This window comes from Nonomuraea endophytica (genome assembly GCF_014203235.1).
GTDB lineage: Bacteria > Actinomycetota > Actinomycetes > Streptosporangiales > Streptosporangiaceae > Nonomuraea > Nonomuraea endophytica.
Genome location: NZ_JACHIN010000002.1, coordinates 23,926 through 48,652, shown reverse-complemented (window position 1 = coordinate 48,652; position 24,727 = coordinate 23,926). Strand labels below are relative to the sequence as shown.

General features: G+C 70.0%; 26 protein-coding genes. 14 read left to right on the top strand and 12 right to left on the bottom strand.

Annotated elements, in window-relative coordinates:
- Nucleotides 1-3: 3 nt before the first annotated feature.
- Complete coding sequence (locus HNR40_RS08275; protein WP_184959620.1) at nt 4-792, top strand: hypothetical protein; 789 nt, start codon at nt 4-6, stop codon at nt 790-792.
- Here the strand turns inward: HNR40_RS08275 and HNR40_RS08270 are convergent.
- The 3 genes from HNR40_RS08270 to HNR40_RS08260 all read right to left on the bottom strand — a co-directional run bounded on the left by HNR40_RS08270 (nt 789) and on the right by HNR40_RS08260 (nt 2,659).
- A complete protein-coding gene (locus HNR40_RS08270) occupies nt 789-1,520 on the bottom strand; it encodes an MBL fold metallo-hydrolase (protein ID WP_184959619.1) in 732 nt (243 codons plus the stop codon). The genes HNR40_RS08275 and HNR40_RS08270 overlap by 4 nt on opposite strands.
- Nucleotides 1,521-1,595: 75 nt before the next feature.
- The gene (locus tag HNR40_RS08265; protein ID WP_184959616.1) at nt 1,596-1,844 is read right to left on the bottom strand and encodes a DUF397 domain-containing protein; all 249 of its coding nucleotides are present in this window, start codon (nt 1,842-1,844) and stop codon (nt 1,596-1,598) included.
- Complete coding sequence (locus HNR40_RS08260) at nt 1,841-2,659, bottom strand: helix-turn-helix domain-containing protein (RefSeq protein WP_281395106.1); 819 nt, start codon at nt 2,657-2,659, stop codon at nt 1,841-1,843. The genes HNR40_RS08265 and HNR40_RS08260 overlap by 4 nt, the downstream gene beginning before the upstream one ends.
- A gap of 139 nt (nt 2,660-2,798) precedes the next feature.
- Here HNR40_RS08260 and HNR40_RS08255 point away from each other — a divergent pair, with 139 nt between their 5' ends.
- Nucleotides 2,799-3,143, top strand: a complete 345-nt coding sequence (locus HNR40_RS08255; RefSeq protein WP_184959609.1) for a hypothetical protein — start codon at nt 2,799-2,801, stop codon at nt 3,141-3,143.
- Here the strand turns inward: HNR40_RS08255 and HNR40_RS08250 are convergent.
- Entirely contained in the window at nt 3,062-3,496 is a 435-nt protein-coding gene (locus HNR40_RS08250; RefSeq protein WP_184959606.1) for an NUDIX domain-containing protein, read from the bottom strand. The two genes, HNR40_RS08255 and HNR40_RS08250, sit on opposite strands and share 82 nt — an antisense overlap.
- A gap of 227 nt (nt 3,497-3,723) precedes the next feature.
- On the opposite strand from HNR40_RS08250, the gene HNR40_RS08245 reads away from it, so the two are divergent.
- The gene (locus tag HNR40_RS08245; protein ID WP_312896238.1) at nt 3,724-5,286 is read left to right on the top strand and encodes an alkaline phosphatase family protein; all 1,563 of its coding nucleotides are present in this window, start codon (nt 3,724-3,726) and stop codon (nt 5,284-5,286) included.
- 417 nt (nt 5,287-5,703) lie between these two features.
- On the opposite strand, the gene HNR40_RS08240 is transcribed toward HNR40_RS08245, so the two are convergent.
- Complete coding sequence (locus HNR40_RS08240) at nt 5,704-6,069, bottom strand: ArsR/SmtB family transcription factor (protein WP_184959605.1); 366 nt, start codon at nt 6,067-6,069, stop codon at nt 5,704-5,706.
- 37 nt (nt 6,070-6,106) lie between these two features.
- Here HNR40_RS08240 and HNR40_RS08235 point away from each other — a divergent pair, with 37 nt between their 5' ends.
- Nucleotides 6,107-6,997, top strand: coding sequence for an LLM class F420-dependent oxidoreductase (locus HNR40_RS08235; RefSeq protein WP_184959603.1), 891 nt, complete (start codon nt 6,107-6,109; stop codon nt 6,995-6,997).
- Between the two features lie 5 nt (nt 6,998-7,002).
- On the opposite strand, the gene HNR40_RS08230 is transcribed toward HNR40_RS08235, so the two are convergent.
- Nucleotides 7,003-7,569 carry a DUF47 domain-containing protein gene (locus HNR40_RS08230; protein WP_246508769.1) on the bottom strand — a complete coding sequence of 189 codons (567 nt, stop codon included), beginning with the start codon at nt 7,567-7,569 and terminating at the stop codon, nt 7,003-7,005.
- A 343-nt stretch (nt 7,570-7,912) separates the two neighbouring features.
- The gene (locus tag HNR40_RS08225) at nt 7,913-8,857 is read right to left on the bottom strand and encodes an inorganic phosphate transporter (protein ID WP_246508767.1); all 945 of its coding nucleotides are present in this window, start codon (nt 8,855-8,857) and stop codon (nt 7,913-7,915) included.
- Between the two features lie 267 nt (nt 8,858-9,124).
- Here HNR40_RS08225 and HNR40_RS08220 point away from each other — a divergent pair, with 267 nt between their 5' ends.
- Genes HNR40_RS08220 through purU form a run of 4 tightly spaced genes read left to right on the top strand, consistent with a single transcriptional unit; the run spans nt 9,125 to nt 14,353 of the window.
- Nucleotides 9,125-10,225, top strand: coding sequence for a pyridoxal-phosphate-dependent aminotransferase family protein (locus HNR40_RS08220; protein WP_184959599.1), 1,101 nt, complete (start codon nt 9,125-9,127; stop codon nt 10,223-10,225).
- 5 nt (nt 10,226-10,230) lie between these two features.
- On the top strand, nt 10,231-11,154 hold the full coding sequence (locus HNR40_RS08215; protein WP_184959597.1) for a LysR family transcriptional regulator: 924 nt from the start codon (nt 10,231-10,233) through the stop codon (nt 11,152-11,154).
- Nucleotides 11,151-13,517: a GcvT family protein gene (locus HNR40_RS08210; protein WP_221340168.1), complete on the top strand. Its 2,367-nt coding sequence runs from the start codon at nt 11,151-11,153 to the stop codon at nt 13,515-13,517. Before HNR40_RS08215 ends, HNR40_RS08210 begins: the two co-directional genes overlap by 4 nt.
- Nucleotides 13,514-14,353: a formyltetrahydrofolate deformylase gene (gene purU / locus HNR40_RS08205; RefSeq protein ID WP_184959595.1), complete on the top strand. Its 840-nt coding sequence runs from the start codon at nt 13,514-13,516 to the stop codon at nt 14,351-14,353. The genes HNR40_RS08210 and purU overlap by 4 nt, the downstream gene beginning before the upstream one ends.
- Nucleotides 14,354-14,359: 6 nt before the next feature.
- Here purU and HNR40_RS08200 read toward each other — a convergent pair whose 3' ends face one another.
- Genes HNR40_RS08200 through HNR40_RS08185 form a run of 4 tightly spaced genes read right to left on the bottom strand, consistent with a single transcriptional unit; the run spans nt 14,360 to nt 17,943 of the window.
- On the bottom strand, nt 14,360-14,710 hold the full coding sequence (locus tag HNR40_RS08200; RefSeq protein ID WP_184959592.1) for a VOC family protein: 351 nt from the start codon (nt 14,708-14,710) through the stop codon (nt 14,360-14,362).
- Complete coding sequence (locus HNR40_RS08195; RefSeq protein ID WP_184959589.1) at nt 14,707-15,489, bottom strand: AraC family transcriptional regulator; 783 nt, start codon at nt 15,487-15,489, stop codon at nt 14,707-14,709. Before HNR40_RS08195 ends, HNR40_RS08200 begins: the two co-directional genes overlap by 4 nt.
- A 7-nt stretch (nt 15,490-15,496) precedes the next feature.
- Nucleotides 15,497-15,910 (bottom strand): NUDIX hydrolase, encoded by a 414-nt coding sequence (locus tag HNR40_RS08190; RefSeq protein ID WP_312896237.1) that lies wholly within the window; start codon nt 15,908-15,910, stop codon nt 15,497-15,499.
- Nucleotides 15,907-17,943, bottom strand: a complete 2,037-nt coding sequence (locus HNR40_RS08185; RefSeq protein WP_184959587.1) for a prolyl oligopeptidase family serine peptidase — start codon at nt 17,941-17,943, stop codon at nt 15,907-15,909. The genes HNR40_RS08190 and HNR40_RS08185 overlap by 4 nt, the downstream gene beginning before the upstream one ends.
- A 265-nt stretch (nt 17,944-18,208) precedes the next feature.
- On the opposite strand from HNR40_RS08185, the gene HNR40_RS08180 reads away from it, so the two are divergent.
- From HNR40_RS08180 to HNR40_RS08160, 6 genes are all read left to right on the top strand, one after another.
- Entirely contained in the window at nt 18,209-18,715 is a 507-nt protein-coding gene (locus HNR40_RS08180) for an HNH endonuclease (RefSeq protein ID WP_184959584.1), read from the top strand.
- Nucleotides 18,716-18,762: 47 nt separating this feature from the next.
- Entirely contained in the window at nt 18,763-19,575 is an 813-nt protein-coding gene (locus HNR40_RS08175) for a GNAT family N-acetyltransferase (RefSeq protein ID WP_184959582.1), read from the top strand.
- A 9-nt stretch (nt 19,576-19,584) separates the two neighbouring features.
- Nucleotides 19,585-19,797, top strand: a complete 213-nt coding sequence (locus HNR40_RS08170) for an FmdB family zinc ribbon protein (protein WP_184959578.1) — start codon at nt 19,585-19,587, stop codon at nt 19,795-19,797.
- An 83-nt stretch (nt 19,798-19,880) separates the two neighbouring features.
- Complete coding sequence (locus HNR40_RS08165) at nt 19,881-20,825, top strand: ATP-binding cassette domain-containing protein (protein WP_184959576.1); 945 nt, start codon at nt 19,881-19,883, stop codon at nt 20,823-20,825.
- A complete protein-coding gene (locus HNR40_RS53505; protein ID WP_221340167.1) occupies nt 20,822-21,064 on the top strand; it encodes a hypothetical protein in 243 nt (80 codons plus the stop codon). Before HNR40_RS08165 ends, HNR40_RS53505 begins: the two co-directional genes overlap by 4 nt.
- A gap of 8 nt (nt 21,065-21,072) precedes the next feature.
- Nucleotides 21,073-21,582, top strand: a complete 510-nt coding sequence (locus HNR40_RS08160; RefSeq protein WP_221340166.1) for an ABC transporter permease — start codon at nt 21,073-21,075, stop codon at nt 21,580-21,582.
- Here the strand turns inward: HNR40_RS08160 and HNR40_RS08155 are convergent.
- Complete coding sequence (locus HNR40_RS08155) at nt 21,566-24,661, bottom strand: AfsR/SARP family transcriptional regulator (protein WP_246508765.1); 3,096 nt, start codon at nt 24,659-24,661, stop codon at nt 21,566-21,568. The genes HNR40_RS08160 and HNR40_RS08155 overlap by 17 nt on opposite strands.
- Between the last annotated feature and the right edge of the window lie 66 nt (nt 24,662-24,727).

Sequence of the window (24,727 nt, the reverse complement as noted above, 5' to 3'; positions counted from 1 at the left end):
CACGTGCCGGTTACCAGTTTCGACGACCTCTTCCGCGACCTCGCGCCGGGCGCCAGCGCCCAGGCCGCCGGCATCGCCCGGGGCTATGCCGGTCCACCGGCCAGATCCATCGCCGCCAAGGCCGGGCTCGACCGGCTGCGCTGCGCCTCCCTGCTCAAGCCGCTCTACGCCTGGGCCGCCGCCGATCACATCGGCGACGACGAGCGCTGGCGCCGCCACGCCGAGCCCGCCGTCGTCGTCTCCTCCAACGCCGACACGCTCAACCTCTGGCTGTCGGTCGGGCCCCGGGTCATCCTCGACACGATCGCCCGCCGTACCGGAGTGGCCTGGTCGCCGCCCAACTCCGACCCGTCGCGCTTCGGCTCCGTCGAGATCGCCGCCGACGAGGTGGCCACCGCCTACGCCGTACTCGCCCAGGCCGCCCTCGCCGGTGAGCCGATCGCCGCCGCGATCCTCGGCTGGATGCGCGAGGTCGGGAGCGGGCAGACCTATGGCGCGCGCGAGGCGCTGGGCGATCCCGGCGCCGCCGTCAAGTGTGGCTGGTACGGCGCGGCCGACGAGACCTGCCTGCGCACGCATGCCGTCGGCGTCCTGCCCGGCCCCGGCACGCGGGTCGCGGTGGTGGTGGCGCTGACGGCGCAGCCGTACACCGATGAGATGGAGCGGGAGATCTACCACGCCAGGGTCGCCGAGGGGCTCGCGGTCGAGGCCGAGCACGAGAAGGTCGGCGGCGAGCTGCTGCGCGGCCTGATGGCCACCACCCTGTCCGAGCTGGGCGACCGCTCCGCCTAGAGGTCCAGCACGAGCCCGGCACGGGAGACCGAGACCTTTCCGGCGAACTGCGCTCCGGCGGCCTCCAGCGCGGGCCGGTCGGTGTGGCCGGGCCACAGGTGCGTCAGCACGAGATGGGCCACTCCGGCCGTCGCGGCGACCGTCCCGGCCTGGCGCGCGCTGGACAGGTAGGGCGCGTCCTCCTCGGGCACCGTCTCCGGATAGGTGGCCTCGGCCAGGTAGACGTCAGCCTGCCCGGCCAGCTCGACCAGCGCCGGGCTCGGGCCGGTGTCGCCGGTGTAGGCGAGCGTGGCGCCACCGGCGCTCAGCCGCAGTCCGGAGTTGGGCACGTGGTGCGGCAGGTCGAAGACCCGCAGCCGGAACGGGCCCACCTCGCCGTCGGCCACCTCGTTCAGGCGGAAGCTTCCTGCCAGCATGCTCGCCTTGTCCAGCGCCAGCACCGCGTCGAGCGCGCCGGGCGGCGCGTACACGGGTAGCGCGGCGGGCGGCCGGTCGCCCAGGGCGCGGGCGCGCAGCAGGGGATTGAGGTCGGCGCAGTGGTCGGGATGACCATGGCTGACCAGCACGGCGTCGATCTGCTCGGCCGGAACGATCTCCAGGAGCCTCGGCAACGTGGCATAACCGGGATCGACCAGCACCCGGAAACCCTCGTGCTCGACGAGGTAGCCGCTGCACGCCTCGCCCGCCGCGGGCCAGGCCCCACATCCCCCCAGAACGGTCAGTCGCATCAGATCATGGTCCCATGTGCGGGCACACGCGTGCCCACACATGGGATGGACATGTCTGGTGGGGGATGGGCCCGGCTACGGAATCGGCTGGATCAGATCGTCGAATTCGCCGTCCTTCATGCCGAGGCGGAAGGCCTCCCACTCGGCTTCGGTGAAGTACAGCCGTGGTCCGTCGGGGTCCTTGGAATCACGCAGGACGAAGAGCCGGTCCTGGTCGGACTTGTGCGTGGCGGTGTCCCCGGTTGCGGCGAGGACGGCCACTTCAACGCAGTCTCCGCCGTTGCTACCGCTTCGGCGGGACTTACGCCATTGGAGAGCGCTCATATCTCCTCCTCTACCTTCGACAGCAAATCTAGGCTTGTGTGAACGGGTAAGGCGAGTGACCGGATGACGTCATACCTCCGTACGATCGACTCGACATCCGGAGGACGATCGGATACGTACCCCTCCCTGGCCGATTCCACGTAGACGAGATCAGGTTCTCCGGGGACTTTCGCGATGACGAACGCCCCGGTGAGGCCCGCGAGCGCCGGGGACTCCTTGGGAACCACCTGCACGCTCACGTTGGGGAGGTCGGCGGTCTCCAGCAACGCGCGCACCTGCCCGCGCATCGTGGCCGACGAGCCCACCTGCCGGTGGAGCACCCACTCGTCCAGCACCGCCCAGTACATCGGCGGGTCCGGCCGGTGCAGGATCGCCTTCCTGGTCATGCGCGCCGCCGCGGCCTCCTCGGCCTGCTCGGCCGTGGCGGCGGGCTCGCGCATCAGCACCTCGCGGGCGTAGTCCTCGGTCTGCAGCAGGCCGGGCACCAGAAGCGGCTGCCAGGTCTGCAGGGTGCTGGCCGACTCCTCGATCTCCAGCCAGGGACGGAACCAGGCCGGGTAGGCCGCTTGACGCACCAGCGGCCACAGCCGGATCAGCTCGCCGCGGGTGTCGAGGACCTCGTCGGCCCGCTCGGCGAAGTCCCGCGAGGGCGTGCGCTTGGCCAGCTCGACCGCGCACACCAGCGACAGCGAGTAATTGAGCCGCTCGGCGAGCTGCTCTTGCGACAAACCCATACGAATGCGGTGTTCTCTGAGTTCCGCGCCAAAAAAGGCAAGCGGGCTCGAACCAGGATCGAGTTCGCGAGCGGATGGCATCGGGTGCTCCAGGGGGTTCTACACGGTTCTACAAACGACGCCTCGAGCCATACAGTCTTGTTCTTCCTTGTACCTAGGGTAGTCATCCGAGTGCACTCTGGTATCAAGAATGCGCCAACGACAAGGACATGAGGTACCAATGTCTGCTGTCCACACAGAACGGTCGGAGGACGAACAGCTCGAGCTGCTCGGCTGGGTCCAGGAGGGCCTGTCGGCTCTGGGCGTGCGGGCCCTTCTCGTACGCCGGCTGCGGCTCACCCTCGCGCAGAACCGCTACCACCCGCCCGAATCCGAAGGGCCCGTGCTCCTCGCCGGACCCATCACCATCAGCGTCGACGGCGGATACGTCGTCCGGTGCGCCGACACGGTCGCCGTCCTCGGCGAGGTCGGCGAGACCGTCGACTACATCAGTTCCCTGATCACCTCGGCGAGCTCCGGCGGCTCGACCGAATCGGGTAGCGCGTCCACGGCGAACCACCCGTAACCCAGGTAGGTCTGACGCTCCTCGAGAGTCAGCGATTGGTCGGTGCATACAGGCGACACCGACCTCAATCGCGCCAGGAAGAACGGCTCCGTCTTCACATACCGGATCCCCAGCCAGGTGAAGTCGCGGGCCACGTCGACATAGCGGTCGGTCACGACGTCCCCCGGCAGCCCGGTCTCCTCGGACAACTCCCTCCGGGCCGCGTCGATCGGCTCGTCTCCCGGGTGGAGTCCGCCACCCGGCGGTTCCCAGAGATCACGGCCGCTGACATGGTCGCGCCAGTGCATGAGCAGCACCGAGCCCTCGCGGTCCAGGCAGACGACGCGCGCGGCAGGACGGTCGCTGGTGGTCAATTGGGCCCCCTGAATCCTTGATGGCGAGCATCGGAAAGATGGTCTTCACGTCTCTCCCGCCGCCGGAGATCCTCGATCGGAGCCCCTAACTCGGAGCCCCAAGCTCGGAGCCCCAAGCTCGGAGCCCCAAGCTCGGAGTCCCGAGCCGACTCGACCGGAACCCCCAGTGACCCGATCGGGAGCCCTCGGCGACTCGATCGGAGTCCCGAGCGAGGAGAGAAACGCCCGTGCGCAGAATCGTGTCAGCCGCCTTATTGGTCCTGGCCGCCGTGGTCGTCCCGGCACCCGCCGCTTCGGCCGATCCCGGAACCCCGGAGAACAAAGTACTCAACTCCAGCGACGCCCCTCTCGGCGCGGTCGCCGTACCGGCCGTGGCCGACGGCATCAGCTCCGACAAGGTGCTGGTCATCGGCATGGACGGCCTGCGGCACGACCGCATAGCCGCCGCCGACGCCCCCAACCTCGACACCCTCATCGCCACCGGAACCTTCGGCGCCAGCCTCCTGTACACCAACCCCATGGCCGCCACCTCCAGCGGCCCCGGCTGGTCCACGATCGCCACCGGCGTCTGGCCCGACAGGCACGGCGTCAAGGACAACTCCTTCAGCGGCAAGCGCTACGACCTCTACCCCGACTTCCTGACCCGCCTGGAGAACCTCAACCCCGCCTACTCCACCTTCGCCGCCCTCGACTGGAAACCCCTAGGCGACCAGGGCACCTTCAGCAGCAAGATCGACTCCAGAGTGATCCTGGACGGCGACGCCAACGGCTACCCCGCCGAGGACGCCCGCATAGCCACCGCCGCCGAGACGGTCCTGCGCCAGCAGAACCCCGACGCCGCGTTCGTCTACTTCGGCAACACCGACATCGTCGCCCACAACAGCGGCGCCGCCAGCCAGGCCTACCTGCGCGCCATAGCCACCCAGGACGCCTACGTCGGCCGCCTCCTGGCCGCCGTCAAGGCCCGCCCCAGCTACCCGAGCGAACGCTGGACCATCGTCGTCACCACCGACCACGGCCACACCGACGGCGGCGGCCACGGCGGCTCGGCCATCGAGGAACGGCGCACCTTCGTCCTCGCCGCCGGACCGGGCATCACCGCCGGAGCCCGCCCCCTCGACACCAGGCTCGTGGACGTTACCGCCACCGCCTTCAACGCCCTCGGTCTGGGCGTGCCCGCCGGGATCGACAGCAGGCGGATCAACCAGCGGACCGGCGACCCGTTCGAGAACGTACCCCTGTCGGGCAGGGTCGACGAGACCGGCATACCGGCAGGAGTACTGGGCTTCAGCCACACCCTGCCCGCCTCCTGGACCTTGGACACCTCCCGGATGCCCAGCGGAGGCATGCAGGAGTGGCGAGGATGGTCGCTGACCACCGACGAGTTCTGGTCACGGGCACAGCGAGACCAGTGGCGCGAGCTCAACGTCCGCAGCCGAGGCACCTTCGCCGTCGCCGACTCCGACGAGTGGGACGACAAGTCACATGGCTCCGGCACCTATGACTCCACCCTCGTCACCGGAGGCTATCCGGTGGCCGGAAAGCCGTCCGTCCGGCTGGGCTACACCACCCACTACCGTCCGGAAGGCGCCCAGAAGGCACAGGTGCTGGTGTCCTTCGACGGCGGAGCCGACGTGCTCGTCAAGAACTACACCGCCGAAACCGTTTCCCAGGTCGAGAGCCTGATGGTGGGCGTTCCGGCCGGAGCTTCGACGATGAGGGTGAAGTTCCGGTACTTCGACGCCGCCAACAACTGGTACTGGGCCATCGACCAGGTCACCGTCTCCTAACACCCTTTTCCGGTACGGCGGGGCCGCCGGTTGGGCAGGCTCCGCCGTACCTGCTGGGTCGGTTACCCACCACAAACCCACGCCCCCTCACTCACCCGGCACCACCCACACCAGCCCCGACCCACCCCGCCCCCGCACGCCCGCCCCCGCACGCCCGCCCCCGCACTCGACCCGCGCCGAGCCCCCCGGAACCGCGCACACCTTTGCGTGCGCTGAGTGGCGCGTGCCTTTCACCGGCCCGGCGGCACCGGCCCTCGCCTCGCCCCGCACTGCCCGGCGCCAAATCCGCGCTTGCGCCTACTCCCCTCGACGCCCACATGCCCGATGCCCGCACGCCCAGGCGCTCTCTCCGGCGACGGCCACGCGGTCGCCCCCCACTGCGGCCGGTGCAGACCTGTGCCGTTGAGATCCCCGCGCTTACGGTCCCGGCGGGTCCTCGTCCTCGCCCAGCACGAGCGTCAGCAGCCCGGGAAACCGGGCGTCGAACTCGGGTCGGCGGAGCCGGTTGAGGCGGCGGGAGCCTTCGTCGCGCTGTTCGAGCAGCCCGACGCCGCGCAGCACCGAGAAGTGGTGGCTGAGGGTGGACTTGGCGATCGGCAGGTCGTGGAACGTGCCGCAGGGCCGCGTCCAGTCGGGCACCGACGCGAGCTCCCGCACGATCCGCCGCCGCATGGGATCGGCCAGGGCATCGAGGGCGGCCTGCAGGCTCACCTCGACCGGAGAGGTGTGGTTGAGCGACCGTGTTCTGTTCGACTGCGGTCGAACACTCGTGTACTGTTCCATCTCAGTCGAACACTCTACCCCTAAGGAGGCCCCGTCCATGGACGGTCGCATCGGCGTCTGGCACCCGCTCCTGGGCCGCGGCCCCGCGGAAGCCTCGCGGCAGGCCGCAGCCAAGCTCGAGTCCCTGGGCTACGGCACACTGTGGGTCAACGAGGGACCAGGCAGCCGGGAGCCGTTCGCGGCCGCCGCGATCCTCCTGGCCGCCACGCGACGGGTGGCAGTGGGCACCGGCATCGCCAACATCTGGGCCAGAGACGCCACGGCCATGTCCGCCGGTGCCGCCAGGCTGGGCGAGGCCTTCGAAGGCAGGTTCATCCTGGGCATCGGCGTGAGCCACGGCGTCCTGGTAGAGGACAGAGGCCACACGTACGCGAAGCCGATCAGCGCCATGCGTTCCTATCTGGACGCGATGGACCAGACGGTCACCGACGTCCCCACCCCGGAGCACCCGGCCCCACGCCTCCTGGCGGCGTTGCGCCCGAAGATGCTGGAGTTGTCCCGCGATCGAGCCTCCGGCGCTCACCCCTACTTCGTCCCGCCGGAGCACACCGCGAAGGCCCGCGCCATCCTGGGCAAGGACCGCCTCCTGGTCCCGGAGCAGGCCGTAGTCCTGGAGCCCGACCCGTCGAAGGCCCGCCAGATCGCCCGCGCCCACATGCACCACTACCTGAAGCTCCCCAACTACACCAACAACCTGATCGACCTCGGCTTCACCGAGTCCGACCTGGCAGACGGCGGCAGCAACCGCCTGGTGGACGCCATCGTCGCCTGGGGCACGGAAGAGTCGGTGGTGAAGCGCATCCAAGCCCACTGGGACGCAGGCGCCGACCACGTGGCCCTCCAGCCCCTGTCCCCAGAACGCCCCAACCTGGACCACGCCCTGACCCAGCTGGAAAGCTTGGCCCCAGCCCTGGCCCTGCATCCCTAGGGTTTTCACCGCTTCATACCCCCGTCGGCGATGGCGTCGGCCGCGTCCCCGATCGCCATCCCGACAATCTCCAGCCGCCGTACGAGCTCCCGCTCCTTGAGCGCCAGAGAAGTGACCTCCCCGGAGAAGATCCGCGAAATCTCATACTGGTACATCCGCCGAATCGCGCCACCCGCCTTCTTCGCCTCCAGCGCGTCATGCGCAACGGAAGAAGGCCGAGCCGCGAGATTCCGCACCGCATCCTCAAGCGCGTCAATTCCCACAATCACCTGATCAAGCATCGGCGAAAACCGAATCTGATCCGGCACCCGATAAAGATGCGACTCCCGCACAAAGTCGCGCAAAGAATCCAGCACATCATCAATAGACCGGGACAGCCGAAACAGATCCTCCCGATCAATAGGCGTGACCAGCGCACTCTTCAACTCGTCCACAAGCCTGCGCCGCTCCGCATCCCCCAGATGCTCAATCGCCCGCATCTGCTCATGCGCCCCCGTCCGCCCCACCTCCCCACCGATCATCGCCATGGCCAGCCAAGCCCCGGCCTTGGTCGCCTCAAGCTGCCCCAGCAACGCCTCAGCTAGCGCCCGATCCATCCGCCCGGCAACAAGATCCCGAACCCACCGCAACCGCCCCACCAACCCACCCCTCCACTAGACCCAACCGCCCACCGACAAAACCACCCCACCCCCGGCCCAGCCCCGACTCCCGGTCTGCTCCGTCACCGGGTCTGCCCTCAACGCCCTGGGTCGCCGCAGGCCGGCCCGATAGCCCGCCACTTCAACGCCTCGACCGCCCGGGAGCCCAACGCGGGTCGCTCGTGGCCAAATTGGCGTCAGGGCGGTCGTCTTGGTGCCTGGACGCTCCCGCGGCTCAAGCGGGTTCGGAGGTGTGAGGTCACTGAGTAGGTGAGGTTCATGGGAGGGCCGCCTTGGCTGTCCAGGCGGTTATCCCGGCCAGGAGGGCGCTGGCGGGGAGGGTCAGGAGCCAGGCGGTGACGATTTTGACGGCGGCGTACCAGCGGACTCGGCCGCCGCCCTGGGTCATGCCGGCGCCGATGAGGGCACCGGCCACCGCCTGGGTCATACTGACCGGCATGCCGGCCGCGGCACTGGCGATGACCGCGCCGCCGGCGGCGAGTTCGGCGGCAACCCCGTGCAGGGGGCGCGAGACGATGATCTCGCGCGACAGCAGGCGACCCGCCCTCGGGAGGCCGTAAAGAGCGCCCAACCCGAAGAGGGCAGCGGTCAGGATGGTCATGCCCAGGCCGGGGTCAGTGGTGCCGATGGCGATGATGAAGACCGCCAGCATCTTCTGACCGTCGTTGGCGGCGTAGGCCACGCATTGCACGATGAACGCCACCCGGTGCCAGCTGGGCAGGGTGTGAGCGTTGGCCAGGCGGAGCAGCAGGAGTGTCACCGCCCACGCTGTCAGTGCGCCGACCACCGGGGCTGCCAGGCCGAAGCCCAGCACCAGTGCCGCCGAACCGGCTGACACCGGTAGTCCCCAGCCGAGCCCGGCGCCGGTCAGGCCGCCGACGATGGCCAGAGTGAGGCTGGTGGGACGGCCCTTCGCGCTTAACACCAGCACGACTGCCAGCGAACAGATGACGGCGATCGTCATCGCATATCTGCCGCCCGGATCGTGGAACGTGGCCAGACGGTTGACGAACGTCAGCGCCACCTGGTGCGTTGCCAGGGGGATCAGTGCCACCATCGCGACGAGGGTGAGGATCCCGGTGGCGGGCCGTACCGTCGGGAGTTTGAGGCCGGTGGCCAGGATCGAGCCGCCGTCGTTCATGCCGGAAACGATCGCGAACAGGCCCGCGACCACGGCCAACACGACGACGTCCAACGGCATGCGCTCCATCCCATTCCGCCCACACCTGCCCGGGCAAGAGGCATTCGGTTATGGCGCCCATAGCCCCCTCACCCCTCTGCCCCACGTGCCACAGCCTCGGGTCTCGTCGCGCGCTGTTGCTCCGGTGGCGAGGTCGGGCGTGGGGAGGCCGGGGTGGGGTGGGCAAGGGGGAAAGGGTTATGGGGGGTATAGGGAAAGGCGGCTGTCACTACGGTGAGCTGGCCAAGTAGCGTCCGTAATGCCCGATACCTTCCCAAGATCGAGTGGATGATGGACGAAGAGCTCATTCTGTTGAATCCCGGTCCGGCCTGTACCTCGAAGCGGGTCAAGGACGCCCTGCTGCGCGGCGATCTGTGCCATCGCGAGCCGGAGTTCACCGAGCTGCTGTTCAGGATCCGGGAGGCGCTGCCCCGTTCCCTGAACCTCGGCGGCACCCACGAAGCGCTCCTGGTCACCGGGTCGGGGACGGCGGCGATGGAGATGGCGGTCATCAGCTCCGTCCGCCCGGACCGCGGCGTGATCATCGTGAACAACGGCGTCTACGGTGACCGGATGATCAGGATCGCCAAGGCGCACGGCATCCCGTTCCACGAGGTCAGGAGTGAGTGGACGGTTCCGGCCGATCCCGGGGCGGTCGAGGCGGCGCTCGCGGAGTACCCGCACGTCGATGCCGTCGTCTGTGTGCACCACGAGACCACCACCGGCCTGATCAACCCGGTCAAGGAGATCGGCGAGGTCGTGGCGGCCCACGGGGCGTTGTTCGTGATCGACGCCATCTCCGGCACCGCGATCGAGGATCAGGACCTGTCGGAGGTCAAGGCGGACGTCGTCTGCGGCACCGCCAACAAGGGGCTCCATGGGCAGCCGGGCATGTCGTTCATCCTGTGCAGCGAGCGGTCGATCGAACGCATCCAGGAAGTGCCTGAGCGCAGCCTCTACCTGAACGCGGCCAGCTACCTCAAGGGGCAGCGCAAGGGTGACGTGCCGTTCACCCCGGCGGTCCAGGTCTGCTACGCGCTGGACGAGGCGATCAAGGAGTACGAGGAGGCGGGCGGGTTCGCGGCCAGGACGAAGCTGTACCGGGAGCGGGCGGCGCTGGTGCGGGGGCAGTTCGAGCGCCTCGGGCTGCGGATCCTGGTTGATGAACAATTCCGGTCCAACACGGTGACGATGCTTCACCTGCCGGAAAGCGTGACGTACGAATCCCTTCACGACGAGCTCAAAAAGCGTGGGTACGTTATCTACGCTGGTCAAGGGCAGCTTTCGCGAGATTTCTTCCGGATCTGCACGATGGGGGAGATCCCCTGGCACCGGCTGGAGCAGCTGGAGGACGCGCTCCGGGAGTCCATCGAGGCAGCTAGGGGTTAACGACGATGCAGCTCAACCTGCACCGGCTCTGGATCTTCATGACCGTGGTCGAATGCGGCGGCTTCTCGGCGGCCGCGCAGAAGCTCTACCTGAGCCAGCCATCGGTGTCGCACCAGGTCAGGCAGCTTGAGCAGTCGCTTCGTACCACGCTGATCGACCGCAGCGGCGCGCGCATCAGGCTGACGCCCGAGGGCGAGGTCATGCTGGAGTACGCCAAGCGCGTCTTCCTCCTGGCCGACGAGGCCGTGGCGGCGATCCGCCAGGTGTCGGGCCTGCAGACGGGCACGCTGGTGGCGGGCGGCACCACCACGGTCGGCACGTACCTGCTGCCCCCGCTCCTGGCCGCCTTCCGCGACCGGCACCCCGGCATCGAGATCGGCATCCAGGTCGGCAACGCGCAGCAGGTCGAGCGCGGGCTGGTCGACGGTGAGATCGGCGTCGCGGTGCTGGCGGGCGAACCGAGCGCCGCACAGCTGGTCAGCGAGCCGATCCTGGAGGATCGCCTCGTCCTCATCACGCAGCCGGGCCACAAGCTCTCCTCCACCGGTACGGCGGAGCCGCACGAGCTGGCCGGCGAGCTGTTCCTGATCCGCGAGCCGGGCTCGTCCACCCGGGAACTCCAGGAAGAGGCGCTGGAGACGTGGGGGCTGGAGGCGGCCGGCCGTACCGAGATATGGGGGCCGGAGACGATCAAGCAGGCGGTCGCGGCCGGGCTGGGCGTCTCGCTGCTGTCGGAGCACTGCGTGGAGCAGGAGCTCGCCGACGGGCGGCTGGCGGCGGTGGCGGTCGCGCCGGTGCCGAAGCCGCGCCCGATCGTGCTGGCCCACCGCCGCGACCGCCTGCTCGGCCCGGCCGAGCAGGCTTTCATCGCCATGCTGCGGAACGTGCGCAGCTGGCCGGGGATCAACAGGTTGAGGAGCATTTCTTGAAGGCGCTGCCCTCCCGCGCGCAGGTTGTGATCATCGGTGGCGGCATCGTCGGCGCCAGCGTGGCCTATCACCTGGCCGAGCTCGGCTGGACCGACGTCGTGGTGCTGGAGCAGGGGCAGCTGTCCTGCGGCACCACCTGGCACGCGGCCGGGCTGGTGGGCCAGCTGCGCAGCACCGAGAGCATGACGAGGCTGATCCAGTACAGCACCGACCTGTACGCGAGGCTTGAGGCGGAGACCGGCTTCGGCACCGGCTGGAAGCAGTGCGGCAGCGTGAGCGTCGCCCGCACCGCCGAACGTATGACGCAGCTCAGGCGCACCGCCGCCCAGGCCCGCAACTACGGCGTGACCGCCGAGATCATCACCCCGACCCAGGCCCAGGAGTTGTGGCCGGTCATGCGAGTGGACGACGTCGTGGGCGGCGTCTGGCTGCCGGGCGACGGCAAGGCCAACCCGTCCGACCTCACCCAGGCGCTGGCCCGGGGCGCCCAGCGGCGCGGCGTGCAGGTGGTCGAGCGGGTCCGCGTCACCGGCGTCACCGTCAAGGACGGCGTGGTGAAGTCGGTCAGCACCTCCGAGGGCGAGATCGAGACGGACTACGTCGTCAACTGCGCCGGCCAGTGGGCCAAGGAGATCGGGCGCATGGCCGGGGTGACGGTCCCGCTGCACTCCGCCGAGCACTTCTACGTGGTCACCGAGCAGATCGAAGGCGTCCGTCCAGATCTGCCCGTCCTGCGGGACCCGGATGGCTATGCCTACTTCAAGGAGGAGGTCGGCGGCCTGGTCGTGGGCGGGTTCGAGCCGGACGCGAAGCCGTGGGGCATGGACGGCATCCCGTACCCGTTCGAGTTCCAGCTGCTGGAGGAGGACTGGGACCAGTTCTCGATCATCATGGAGAACGCGATCCACCGCGTCCCCGCCCTGGAGACGACCGGCGTGCGCATGTTCTACAACGGCCCGGAGTCGTTCACGCCGGACAACATGTTCCTGCTCGGCGCGGCGCCCGAGGTGCGCGGCTTCTTCGTCGGCGCCGGTTTCAACTCCGCGGGCATCGCCTCGGCGGGCGGCGCTGGCCGGGCGCTGGCCGAGTGGATCGTGAACGGCGCGCCGACCAGCGACCTGTGGCCCGCCGACCTGCGCCGCTTCGCCCGCTGGGCGGACAACGACACCTGGCTGCGCGACCGCGTCACCGAGACGCTGGGCCTGCACTACGCCATGTCCTGGCCGAACAAGGAGCTGGAGACGGCCAGACCGCTGCGCCGCTCGCCGGTGCACCACCTGCTCGCCGCCGCGGGCGCGTGTTTCGGCTCGAAGATGGGCTGGGAGCGGGCCAACTATTTCGGCACGGCGGCGCCGTACACCTTCGCGAGGCCCGAATGGCAGCCGCAGGTGAACGCGGAGATCCACGCGTGCAGGACACAGGCGGCGCTGTTCGACCAGACGTCGTTCGGCAAGTTCACGCTCAAGGGCCGGGACGCGGCGGCGGCGCTGCAGTGGCTGTGCACGGCCGACGTGGACGTCGAGGTGGGCCGGGTCGTCTACACGGGCCTGCTCAACGACCGGGGCGGCTACGAGTCGGACCTGACGGTGACGCGGGTGGCGCACGACGAGTACCTGATCGTGACGGGTTCCGCGCAGAGCACGCGGGACTTCGACGTCATCTCCAAGGGCCTGGGCGAGCACCACGCCGTGCTGGTGGACGTCACCGGTACATACGCCGTCTTCAGCGTCATGGGCCCTAAATCGCGAGAAATCCTGCAAAGCGTGTCGAAGGCGGATTTTTCGGCATTCGCCGTCGGCACCTCGCGGCTCGTCGACCTCGGCTACGCCACCGTGCGCGCCACCCGGATGACCTACGTGGGTGAGCTGGGCTGGGAGCTGTACGTCCCGTCCGAGTTCGCCGTCACCGTCTACGAGACCCTGCTCACGACCGGCCTCACCCAGGCCGGCTACTACGCCATCGAGGCCATGCGCATCGAGAAGGGCTACCGCGCGTGGGGCCGCGAGCTCGGCCCCGAGGTGACGCCCGCCGCGGCCGGACTCCGCTTCGCCTGCAAGAAGACCGGCGGCTACCGAGGCGCGGACCGGGCCATGGACGACCAGGGCCGCCACGTCGTCTCCATCGTGCTCGACGACCCCGAGGCCCACCTGTGGGGCGGCGAGTCGCTGCTGCGCGACGGCGAGCCCGTCGGCTACGTCACCTCGGCCGCCTACAGCCCGACGCTCGGCGCCTCGGTCGCGCTCGGTTTCGTGAGCGATGCCACGATGGAGAAGGCTCAGGTGGATGTCGCCGGAGAGATGTACTCTGCCCAGATCAGCCGCAAGGCACCCTACGATCCCACCTCTTCGAGAGTGAAGGCATGAGCACATCCGAATTCGTCCTGACTCTGTCCTGCCCCGACCGGCCCGGCGTCGTCGCCGCGGTCTCGGGTCTGCTGGCCGAGCACGGCTGCAACATCAAGGAGAGCCAGCAGTTCGGTGACGAACGGTTCTTCATGCGGGTGCAGTTCACCGCACCCCTGGCCGAGGACGAGCTCAGGGCGGCCTTCGCCGCCCTGGCCCCCGAATTCGCCATGGAGTTCACGCTGCGCGACGTGGCGCGCAAGATGCGGGTGCTCATCATGGTCAGCAAGTTCGACCACTGCCTGAACGACCTGCTCTACCGGGTGCGCTCCGGCGCCCTGGACATCGAGATCGTCGGCGTCGCCTCTAACCACCCCGACCTGCGGCCGCTCACCCAGTCCTACGGCATCGACTACCACCACCTGCCGGTCACCCCCGAGACCAAGCCCAGGCAGGAGGCCGAGGTGCTCACGCTGGTCGAGCACTACCAGGCCGAGCTGGTCGTGCTGGCCCGCTACATGCAGGTCCTGTCGGAGGATCTGTGCGAGAAGCTCGCCGGGCGGGCGATCAACATCCACCACTCGTTCCTGCCGTCGTTCAAGGGCGCCAGGCCGTACCACCAGGCGCACGCGCGCGGCGTCAAGCTGATCGGCGCGACCGCCCACTACGTCACCTCCGACCTCGACGAGGGCCCCATCATCGAGCAGGAGGTCGCGCGGGTCAGTCACAGCAACACGCCGCAGGATCTCGTGCGGATCGGGCGGGACGTGGAGTGCGTGGCGCTGGCCAGGGCGGTGAAGTGGCACACGGAGCAGCGGGTGCTGCTCGACGGCCACAAGACCATCGTCTTCCCCTGAGGACACCTAAGGGCGGTAGGTGCCGAAGAACCAGGTGTTGCCCTCGATGTCGGCGCAGCCGTACTCGCGGGAGCCGTAGGACTGGTCGACCAGCTCCATGGTGATCGTGGCGCCCGCCGCCTTGGCGTGGTCGTGGTGGGCGTCGGGGTCGTCGACGGCGACGTAGATGCCCGGCCCGCCCGGCTGCCCCTTGCCGATCATGATCATGTCATCCCCGACCAGCAGCTCGGCGTGCACGACCGCGCCCGAGTCGTCCTTGCTGACCTCGTGGGCGGTGAAGCCGAAGGCGGCGGCCAGGAATTCGATCGCCTTGGCCGGGTCCTCGTAGCGCGCGAGCGCGAAAACAGTGCGTGTCATGGGGCCGAGTCTGGCGTGGCCGCCGCCGCGGGTCTTGGAAAAATATGACCGGGCGTCTCGCCGCAGAGCAGGCGGAAGTCCCTGTTCATGTGCGCCTGGTCGTAGTAGCCGCACACCGCCGCGGTCCGCGCGGGCGGGACGCCGGAGCGCAACATCCGCCGCGCACGATCGAACCTGATCAGCCGCGCCGCCGCCTTGGGCGCCAGCCCGACCTCGTCGTGGAACTGGGCGACCAGATGCCGGTGGCTCCAGCCGAGCTCCTCCGACAGGGCCGCCGCGCTCACCGAGCCACCGGACTCCAGCAGCCGCGCCCAGGCCCAGCCGACCTCGCCGCGCGGCTCGGGGCCGCCGTGGATGCGCGTGGTCAGCATCGACTCGAACAGCGCCAGCCGTTCCGGCCAGCCTTCCACCTGGCCGAGCCGTTGGGTCCAGCCCGCGAGCAGGTCGTCGGCCGGGAGGATCAGGTTGGTCAGCTCGCGCATCGGCACGCCGTACAGGCGACGCGCCCCGAACGGGGTGAGGAGCGCCTCCACGCCCTCGGTGGGCGCCTGGGTCGTGGTGACGGTGTAGCGGTCGGTCAGGCCGCCGGTGAAGGAGGTGAACCGGCCGCCGTCGACCTGCATGGGCGCGCCGAACCCGATGATGAGCACCGCGCCCGGCAGGGCTGGTTCCAGGCGGACGTGGGGCTGCGCGTACCGCTCGCGGTAGGCGTACAGCCCCATGACGTACGGCCGCAGCGCGGGCCCGGGGGCCCGCTCGACCACCGTCAGGTCGTCCACACTCCGACTATAGGTGCCCGCTCTTTGGCCGCGCGCGCAGCAGTTCGAGCCCGCGGTCCACGACCTCCGAGCGCTCCAGCCCCGCCACCTCGGCCAGCGGGAACCACTCCGCCCGGTCGGTGCTGCCGCCCACCTCGAAGCGCAGCTCACCGCCGACGACGCGCGCCTCCCAGAACAGCCGCACCGCCTGGAACTCCGGCTGGGGATGGAAGCTGTTGACGCCGATCAGCACCTCGGGCACGACCGTGTAGCCGGTCTCCTCCTCGACCTCGCGCACCACCGCGTCGTAGGGGTCCTCGCCGTGCTCGACGCCGCCGCCCGGCAGCGTCCAGTGCCGGGTCTCCGCGTTGACGTAGTGGGCGAGCAGAATGTCCTCGCCGCGCACGATCATCGCGTACGCGGCCAGCCGCCGCCGGTTCACAGCCCCGTGTTCCGCGCCAGGAACGTCAGGGTGTCGGCCGACAGGTCGATGGTGCGGCTCAGCGAACGCGCGCCATGCCCGACCTCGGTCTCGTTGCGCAGCAGCACCGGCCGCGAGCCGCCGCTGGCGTGCTGCAGGGCCGCGCACATCTTCCACGCGTGCAGCGGGTGCACGCGGCTGTCCGACTGGAAGACGGTGAACAGCGTCGCCGGGTACGGCACGCCCTCCCGCACATGGTGATAGGGCGAATAGCTCCACAGCCAGCCGAACGCCTCGGGGTCGTTGGCCGAGCCGTACTCCACGTTCCACGTCGCGCCCAGGCCGAACAGCTCGTAACGCACCATGTCGAGCAGCGGCGCCGAGCAGACCACGGCCGCGTAGAGCTCCGGCCGCTGGGTGAGGGCGGCGCCGACCAGGAGGCCGCCGTTGGAGCCGCCGGAGATGCCGAGCTGCGCGGAGGTGGTGACGCCGGTGGCGATCAGGTGCTCGGCCGCGGCGTGGAAGTCGTCGAAGACGTTCTGCTTGTTGCCGAGCATCCCGGCGCGGTGCCAGTCCTCGCCCTCCTCGCCGCCGCCGCGCAGGTTCGCGATGGCGTAGACGCCGCCCGCCTCGACCCAGGTCAGGATCGAGGCCGAGTAGCCGGGCGTCATGGAGATGCCGAAGCCACCGTAGCCGTTGAGAATCGTCGGGCGTGGGCCGTCGCGGTCGACCGGCTCGATGATCAGCATGCGGACCTCGGTGCCGTCCTTCGAGGTGTAGACGGCCTGCGAGGTCTTGACCGGCGGCACGTCGACCGCGCCGGGGGAGGCCGCCCACAGCGTGGTCTCGCCGGTGCGCGCGTCGTAGCGCTGGATGGTGGGCGGGGTGGTGTTGTCGGTGTAGCCGAACCACGCCTCGTAGCCGCCTTCGGGCCGCTCGGAGATGCCGCCGATCGAGCCCAGCCCCGGCGTCGGCACCTCGCCCAGGCGCTCGCCGTCCTCCAGGCGGTGCACGCTGATCTCGCTGATCGCGTGCCGGGTCCAGCCGACCAGCATGACCGGGTTGGTGAGGTCGTCGAGGATCGCGAAGTCCGACAGGACCGCCTCGGCGTCCTCCGGGATCAGGTCGCGCCAGACCTGTGGCTCGGCGGGGTCGGCGAGGCAGATCCGGCCGCGCGGGGCGCCGCGGTCGGTGTGCACGTACAGGCGGCCGTCGCGGCCGAAGTGCAGCCCGGTCTGCGCGTCCACGCCCTCCTGGACGACGACCAGGTCAGGGTCGTCGAGGGGGGAGGCGGTCAGGTCGGCCACCCAGAGGTCGTTGCGCGGAGCCGTACCCTCTGAGGCGGAGATCTGCAGCCAGCGGCCGTCGCGCGAGACCGAGACACCGTAGTAGTTCGTCATCTTCAGCCCGGCACCGAAGATCATCACGTCGTCCTCGGTGGAGGTGCCGACGCGGTGCAGGTAGACGCGGCGATGGAACTGCCGCTCGTTCTCCGGAACCTCCGTGCCCGGCAGGCGGCGCACGTAGTAGAAGGCCTCGCCGCCGGGCAGCCACGCGATGGGGGAGTAGCGGCAGCGGTCGATCGGCCCCTCCAGCCGCGCGCCCGTCGCCACGTCGATGAGGTAAAGCACCGACTCCTCGTCGCCGCCCACCGAGATCTGGTACGCCAGCAGCCGCCCTTCCTTGTCAGGCTGCACCGCGTCGAGCGTCGTCAGCCCGGACGGGTCGATCCGCATGGGGTCGATCAGGGGCCGCTCGGTCCCGTCGGGATCCACCACGTAATAGACCGCGTGCTCCTGGCCGGGCATGCGCCGGGAGAAGAAGTACCGCTCGCCGCGCCAGACCGGGACGCCGACCGAACCCGACTGCAGGAGCTCCTCGATCCGCTCGCGGAAGCGCTGCGGCTTGACCTGCTCTTCGTACAGCGCTTCCTGCCCGAGCAGCCAGCCCTGGGTCTCCGGGCTGTCCGGGTCCTCGAGCCAGCGGTAGGGGTCGGGCACCGGGGTGCCGTGCAGATCGTCGACGAGCTCTTCTCGGCGTGCGGTCGGATACATGCCTTGACCCTACCGGCGGGGCGTAAAGCGCAGGTGATCCGGGCATAAAACACACCGTGCGTCCCTCTAGTTCGTTAAGAGGTGGCGGGATGTGCGCCTTTGACGACAGACTTGGGCAGAGGGCGGCGCCGTGGTGACACCATCCGTCGGGCCGTCCGGCGGAGGTCCACGTGACGGAAGCATCAGTGCCCCAGGAGGGGCCGCCAGCCGGGACATGCCACGGCATGTCCCCTTTGATACGCGCCCAGCGGGGAGAGTCCTCGTGATGCGCCAGGTCCTGCTATTGAACGCCACCTATGAGCCACTGACCACGCTCTCGCTGCACCGCGCCATCGTGCTGGTGCTGAGGGAGAAGGCGGACGTCGTCCACCGTGACGGCAGGGGAGCGGTGCTCCGCTCGGCCAGCCGTACGCTGGAGGTGCCTTCGGTGATCAGGCTCAGGAGATATGTCCGTATTCCCTACCGGTCCCGCATCCCCCTGACCAGGGCCGCACTCATGCGCCGCGACGACTTCCGTTGCGCCTACTGCGGTCAGAAGGCCGAGACGATCGACCATGTCATCCCGCGCTCGCGGGGTGGCACGCACACGTGGGAGAACTGCGTCGCCTCCTGCACCCCGTGCAACCATCGCAAGGCCGACAAGTTCCTGGAGGAGCTGGGGTGGTCGCTGCGCGTGTCCCCGGCGGTTCCGCGCGGTGCCCATTGGCGGCTCATCGGCGCCTCCATGGTGGGCGACCCGCAGTGGGCGCCCTATCTGGAAGCCGCTGCCTGACGAAAACCGCTTTGAGGCCACATGCCGCGACCTGCGAGGATCGCGGCATGTGGTCTTTCACGGCGGACCTCGCGGCCTTCCCCGACGCCGCCACCGCCTTCCTGCTCGACGATCCCCTGCGCAACACCGTGCCGCTCACGGTCATGGCGGGCATCCGCGCCGGCATGCCGTCCGATGGGGCCTACTACGGGTGGTGGAGCGTGGACGGGCAGGTCCGCGGGGCCGCCTTCCGCACTCCTCCGGCGCCGCTCGGGCTGGCCGTGATGCCCGCCGAGGCCGTCGCGGAACTGGCCGGGGCGCTGGCCGACCGGGAGATTCCCGAGGTGATGGGACCGCGCGAACTGGTCTCCGTCTTCACCCGCGCCCGCGGGGCGGTGCTCGCGCACACCGTCGAGGAGCGGCTTTACCGGCTCGGCGGCCTCACCCTTCCCGACGTGCCGGGGCAGGCGCGGCGTGCCGTACCGGGAGATCTGCCGTTGCTCGTGAGCTGGTATCACGCGTTCGGCGAGGAGATCAGCATCTCCGCCGACCGCGGCGACATGACCGAGCGGGTGCTGCGCAGGATCGCCGCCGGTGACATCTTCCTCTGGGTGTCCGACGGGGCTCCGGTGTCGTTCGCGGCGCTCTCGCCCGCACAGGGCGGGGTCAGCCGCATCGGGCCGGTGTACACGCCGCCGTCCTGCCGTCGTCGCGGGTACGGCGCCGCCGTCACCGCCCACGCCAGCCGGGCCGGCCTCGACGAACGGGCCAAGGAGATCGTGCTCTTCACCGACCTCGGCAACCCGACCAGCAACGCGATCTACCAGTCGATCGGCTACGAACCGCACGCGGACTACGCCCACGTGACCTACGCGCCCTAATGTAGGAGCATGCCGCGTTACGACTTCCGCTGCCGCGCATGCGGCTCCACGTTCGAGGTGTCGCGCCCGATGGCCGCCTCCGACGACCCGGCCACCTGCCCTGACGGGCACGAGGACACCGTCAAACTGCTGTCCACGGTCGCGATGACCGGCGGCGCCGCCGCTCCGCGCGGCGGTGGTGGCGGCGGGGGCGGGTGCTGCGGAGGCGGCTGCTGCGGCTGACCTCCTGACCTCCCGGGCCGTGTCAGCGGCCGCGTCAGGACGGTGACGGCTCCGTATCAGAGCGGTCGGCGATCGTTGCGGTCATGAACGGTTCCGCCATCGCCGCCCAGGGGCTGCGAAAGGCCTACAAAGACAAAGTCGTCCTCGACGGCATCGACCTGAACGTCCGAACCGGCACGATCTTCGCCCTGCTCGGCCCCAACGGCGCCGGCAAGACGACGACGGTCAACGTGCTGAGCACGCTGCTGACCCCCGACGCCGGGACGGCGCTCGTCGCCGGGCACGACATCGCCACGCAGACCAAGGCGGTGCGCGCGGCGATCGGGGTCACCGGCCAGTTCGCCGCGGTGGACGAGCTCCTCACCGGCGAGGAGAACCTGCTGATGATGGCGGATCTCCTGCACCTGCCCAAGCGGGACGGCAGGCGCGTCACCGCCCAGTTGCTCGAGCGCTTCGACCTGGTCGAGGCGGCGGGCAAGCGGGCGGTGTCCTACTCCGGCGGCATGCGCCGCAAGCTCGACCTGGCCATGACGCTGGTCGGCGCGCCGCGGATCATCTTCCTGGACGAGCCCACGACGGGACTCGACCCGCGCAGCCGCCGCACCATGTGGGAGATCATCCGGGAGCTGGTCGCCGAAGGCACCACGATCTTCCTCACCACCCAGTACCTCGAAGAGGCCGACCAGCTCGCCGACCGCATCGCCGTACTCGACCAGGGCCGGGTGGTCGCCGAGGGCACCGCCGACGAGCTCAAGCGCCGCATCCCCGGCAGCCACATCCGGCTGCGGTTCGCCGACCGGCGCGCCCTCGACGTCGCGGCGCAGGTCCTGCGCGGCGCCACGCGGGACGACGACGAGCTGGCCCTGCGGGTGCCCGGCGACGGCGGGGTGCGCTCGCTGCGCGCGCTGCTCGACCGGCTCGACGCCCAGTCCATCGAAGTCGAGGAGCTGTCGGTGCACACACCGGACCTCGACGACGTCTTCCTCGCTCTCACCGGCCACGGCAACAAGGAGGTCAGCGCCCGATGAACGCCATCTCAGCCACTTTCGCGGACTCCGCGACCATGATGCGGCGCAACTTCCGGCACACGATGCGCAACCCGCTGGCGCTGTTCAACGCCATCATCGTGCCGGTCTTCGTGATGTTCCTCATGGTGTATGTCTTCGGCGGCTCGTTCAGCGTCGGCACCGACTACGTCGACTACGCGACGCCAGGTTTGATCATCTTGACCATCGGCTACGGCATCGGCCCACGGCCACCGCGGTGAACTCCGACATGACGACCGGATTCATCAACAGATTGCGGGTCATGGACGTGTCGCGGGCCGCGGTGCTGAACGCGCACGTGATCGCGATCATGTTGCGGACCCTGGTGTCCATCGCGATCATCATCGGGGTGGCGTTGCTCATGGGATTCAGCCCGACGGCGAGCTTCCCGCAGTGGCTCGGCGCGATCGGCATCGTCGCGCTGACGGTGCTGGCGATCGGCTGGCTGACCGTGGCCTCCGGGCTCGCCGCGAAGACCCCGGAGAGCGCGGGCCTCGCCGGTGTCCCTCTGATGCTTCTTCCCTTCCTGAGCAGCGCGTTCGTCCCGGCCGACAAGATGGGTCCCGGTGTGCGGGAGTTCGCCGAGTACCAGCCGTTCACCCCGATCATCGAAACCCTGCGCGGGCTGCTGACCGGCACGCCCTCGACGGGCTCGGCCATCGCGGCGGTCGCCTGGTGCGTGGGCCTCTCGCTGGTCGGCTACCTGTGGGCGCGCGCGGCGTTCACGAAGCGAGCGTGACCTCGGCCAGCTCCCGCCAGTCCCGCTGCTGTCCGGCCAGAACCGCCTCGGTGAACTCCGTTTCACCGAGGCGATCGCGCGTCTCCGCGGTGATCCTGGCAGCGTCCGGCTGCGATAGGTCCCCGGTGCCGCGCACACCGTCGCTGGCCGCGAGCAACCGCACCGCCTGCTCGTTCTGTCCCAGGCGCAGCGCGAGGTCCGCGATCCCGATCAGCACCTCGGCGATCAGCGGCGGATACGTCGCCTCCACGGCCGCGCCGAACGCCTCGCGGCGATGCGCCCGCGACTCCTCCAGATCCTCGGCGAGATAGCCGAGCAGGTCCGTGGACTTGACCCGGGTCAGGAGGCTCGGGCCCTCCTCGCCCATCAGCGTCCGCACCGCGTCCAGGTGCCTGCGGGCCACGTCCGGCTCGCCGCGCCAGCGGGCGAGCTGCGCCTTGGAGATCTCCAGATCGGCCAGCTCCTCCGGCCAGGTGATCCCGCTCGCGCTCCGCTCCGCCTCGGCCATCGCGGACGTGCTGGACCGCTCGTCGCCGAGCAGCCAGTACAGCTGGGCCTGCCGCGCCCGCAAGCTGGCCACCTCCTCCCGCACGCCCAGGTCGCGCAGCGCGGTCGCCGCCTCCTCGTAGTGCTCACACGCGCGGGTGAACTCGCCGCGCATGGCGAGCCGATCGGCCATGAACGTCAGCGCCAGCGAGGTCCCCATCCGCTCACCCAGCCCGCGGAACTCGGCCAGGGAGATCTCGACGTCGGTGTCCACGTCGGTCTCGTCGGCGCCGAGCGTGAGCCGCAGCCGGCCGCGGGTGAGCCTGGCCTGCGCGCGCACCCAGGGATCGGCGCCGGTGATGAGCGGCTCCAGCGAACGCAGGAACCCGCCCGACGGCTCCCGCAGCATCTGCTCCCACAGCTCGACGAAGCCGAGAATGGGGTGGCGCGACTCGCTGAGCTGGGTGAACCGGTGCGCCTCGTGGATCCACTCCTCCGCCTGATACTGGTCGCGGCCGACCCCGGAGGTCAGGAACATGGTCACGATGGCGTACGCCAGCGCCCGCACCTCGTCGGTGGCCTCACCCGGCAGGGAGCACGCGGCGATGCTCAGCTCGGCGCCCTCGGCCCGGTGCCCGGCCAGGAACCAGTACCAGCCCACGGCCCCGACCAGCAGCATCGCCTCCTGGGCCCAGCCCTCGGCGATCGCCCCGCGCAGGGCCGTACTGATGTTGTCGTGCTCGGGGGTGATCACGGTCAGCCACTCCAGCTGCGCGATCGTGCGCAGGTGCGGATCGGCGGTCGTGGCCAGTTCGGTGAAGTAGGCGAGGTGCGCCCGGCGGGCCGACTCGCTCTCTCCGGCTTCGGCCAGGCGGTCGGCGGCGTACTCCCTGATGGTGTTGAGCATCCGGTAGCGCGGCGCGCCGGCGTGGTCGGTGAGCAGCAGCGACTTCTCGGCCAGCGCGCTCAGCACGTCGAAGACCAGCTCGCCGTCCAGCGCCTCCTCCGGGCACACGCGTTCCGCCGCTTCCAGGCTCACGCCGCCGGAGAACACCGAGAGCCGCCGCAGCACGCTCCGCTCGGCCTCGGTCAGAAGGTCCCAGCTCCAGTCGACGACCGCGCGCAGCGTCTTGTGCCGGGGAAGTACGGTACGGCTGCCGCTGGTCAGCAGCCGGAAGCGGTCGTCGAGGCGGCGGGCCAGCTGATCGATGGACATGGTGCGCAGCCGCGCCGCGGCCAGCTCGATCGCCAGCGGCACCCCGTCGAGCGCCCGGCAGATCCGCTCCATGGCCGCCAAGGTGTCCGGGTCGGAGCCGATGTCCTTGCGGACCAGATCCGCGCGGTCGCGCAGCAGCCGCACCGCGGGCGAGGATCCGATCTCGGCGGGCTCGGCGCCCTTCGTGGGCAGCGCGAGCGGCTCGACCTGCCACAGGACCTCGCCGGTGATGCCGAGCGGCTCTCTGCTGGTGGCCAGGATCCGCAGCCGCCGGCACTCGCCGAGCAGCCGGTCGGCGAAGGCCGCGGCCGCCTCGATCACGTGCTCGCAGTTGTCCAGGATGAGCAGGATCGTGCGCTCGCGGAGCGCGGTGAGGAGCCGGTCCATCGGCTCTCCGCCTCGGGCGCCACCGAGCAACGGCTGGTCACGCAGGCCGAGCGCGGTGAGGGCGGCCTGCGCCAGCTCACCGCCCGCCTGCACCGAGGCCAGCTCGACCAGCCACGCGCCATCGGGCAGCTCACCGAGCATGGTCCGCGCGGTCTCGGTAGCCAGCCTCGTCTTGCCGGAGCCGCCCGATCCCGTCAGCGTGACCAGCCGGTGCCCCATGGACAGCCCGGCGACCGCGCCGACGTCGCCGTCCTTGCCGACGAAGCTCGTCAGCTCGGCGCGCAGGTTCGTCCTGCGGTTCTCCGTCCGCTCGCCCAGCTCGCCCCGCAGCAACGCCGTGTGCAGCGCCGACAGCTCGGCCGACGGATCGGCGCCCAGCTCGTCGGCGAGCCGTTCGCGCGTGCGCTGGAACACGGTCAGCGCCTCGTTGCCCCGCCCGGCCTCGGCCAGCGCCCGCATGAGGGCGGCCACGAACCCCTCCCGCAGCGGGTACGTGGCGACCAGATCGGTCAGCTCGGACACCAGCTCCGAGCCGCGGCCGAGCCGGATGTCGGCGTCCACCCGGTCGCCGAGCGCGGCGACGTGGAGCTCGTCCAGGCGGGCGACCACGGCGTCGAACACCTCGCTGTCCTGCAGCGCGATGTCCGCCAGCGCCGCACCCCGCCACAACTCCAGGGCCGAGCGCAGCAGATCCGCCCGCGCGGCCGGCTCGGCGGCACGGGCCTGCGCGACCAGCTGCTCGAACCGGGACACGTCCACGGCATCGGGCGGCACGGCCAGCCGGTAGCCGCCAGCGTCCGCCTCGATCACCCCGTCCGGCAGCACCCTGCGCAGCCTGGACACCAGCGCCTGCAGGGCGTTCACCTCGTCCGCGGGCGGTTGTTCCCCCCAGATCCAGTCCACGAGCCGGGCCCGGGTGACGATCCGGCCGGGTTCGAGGGCGAGTGCGGCGAGAAGCGCGCGCAGCCGAATTCCGGGGACCTCGACCATGGACCCATCGTGGTTCCGGACCTCGAAGGGCCCAAGCAATCCAACTCGCACATCGGTCATTGTGCC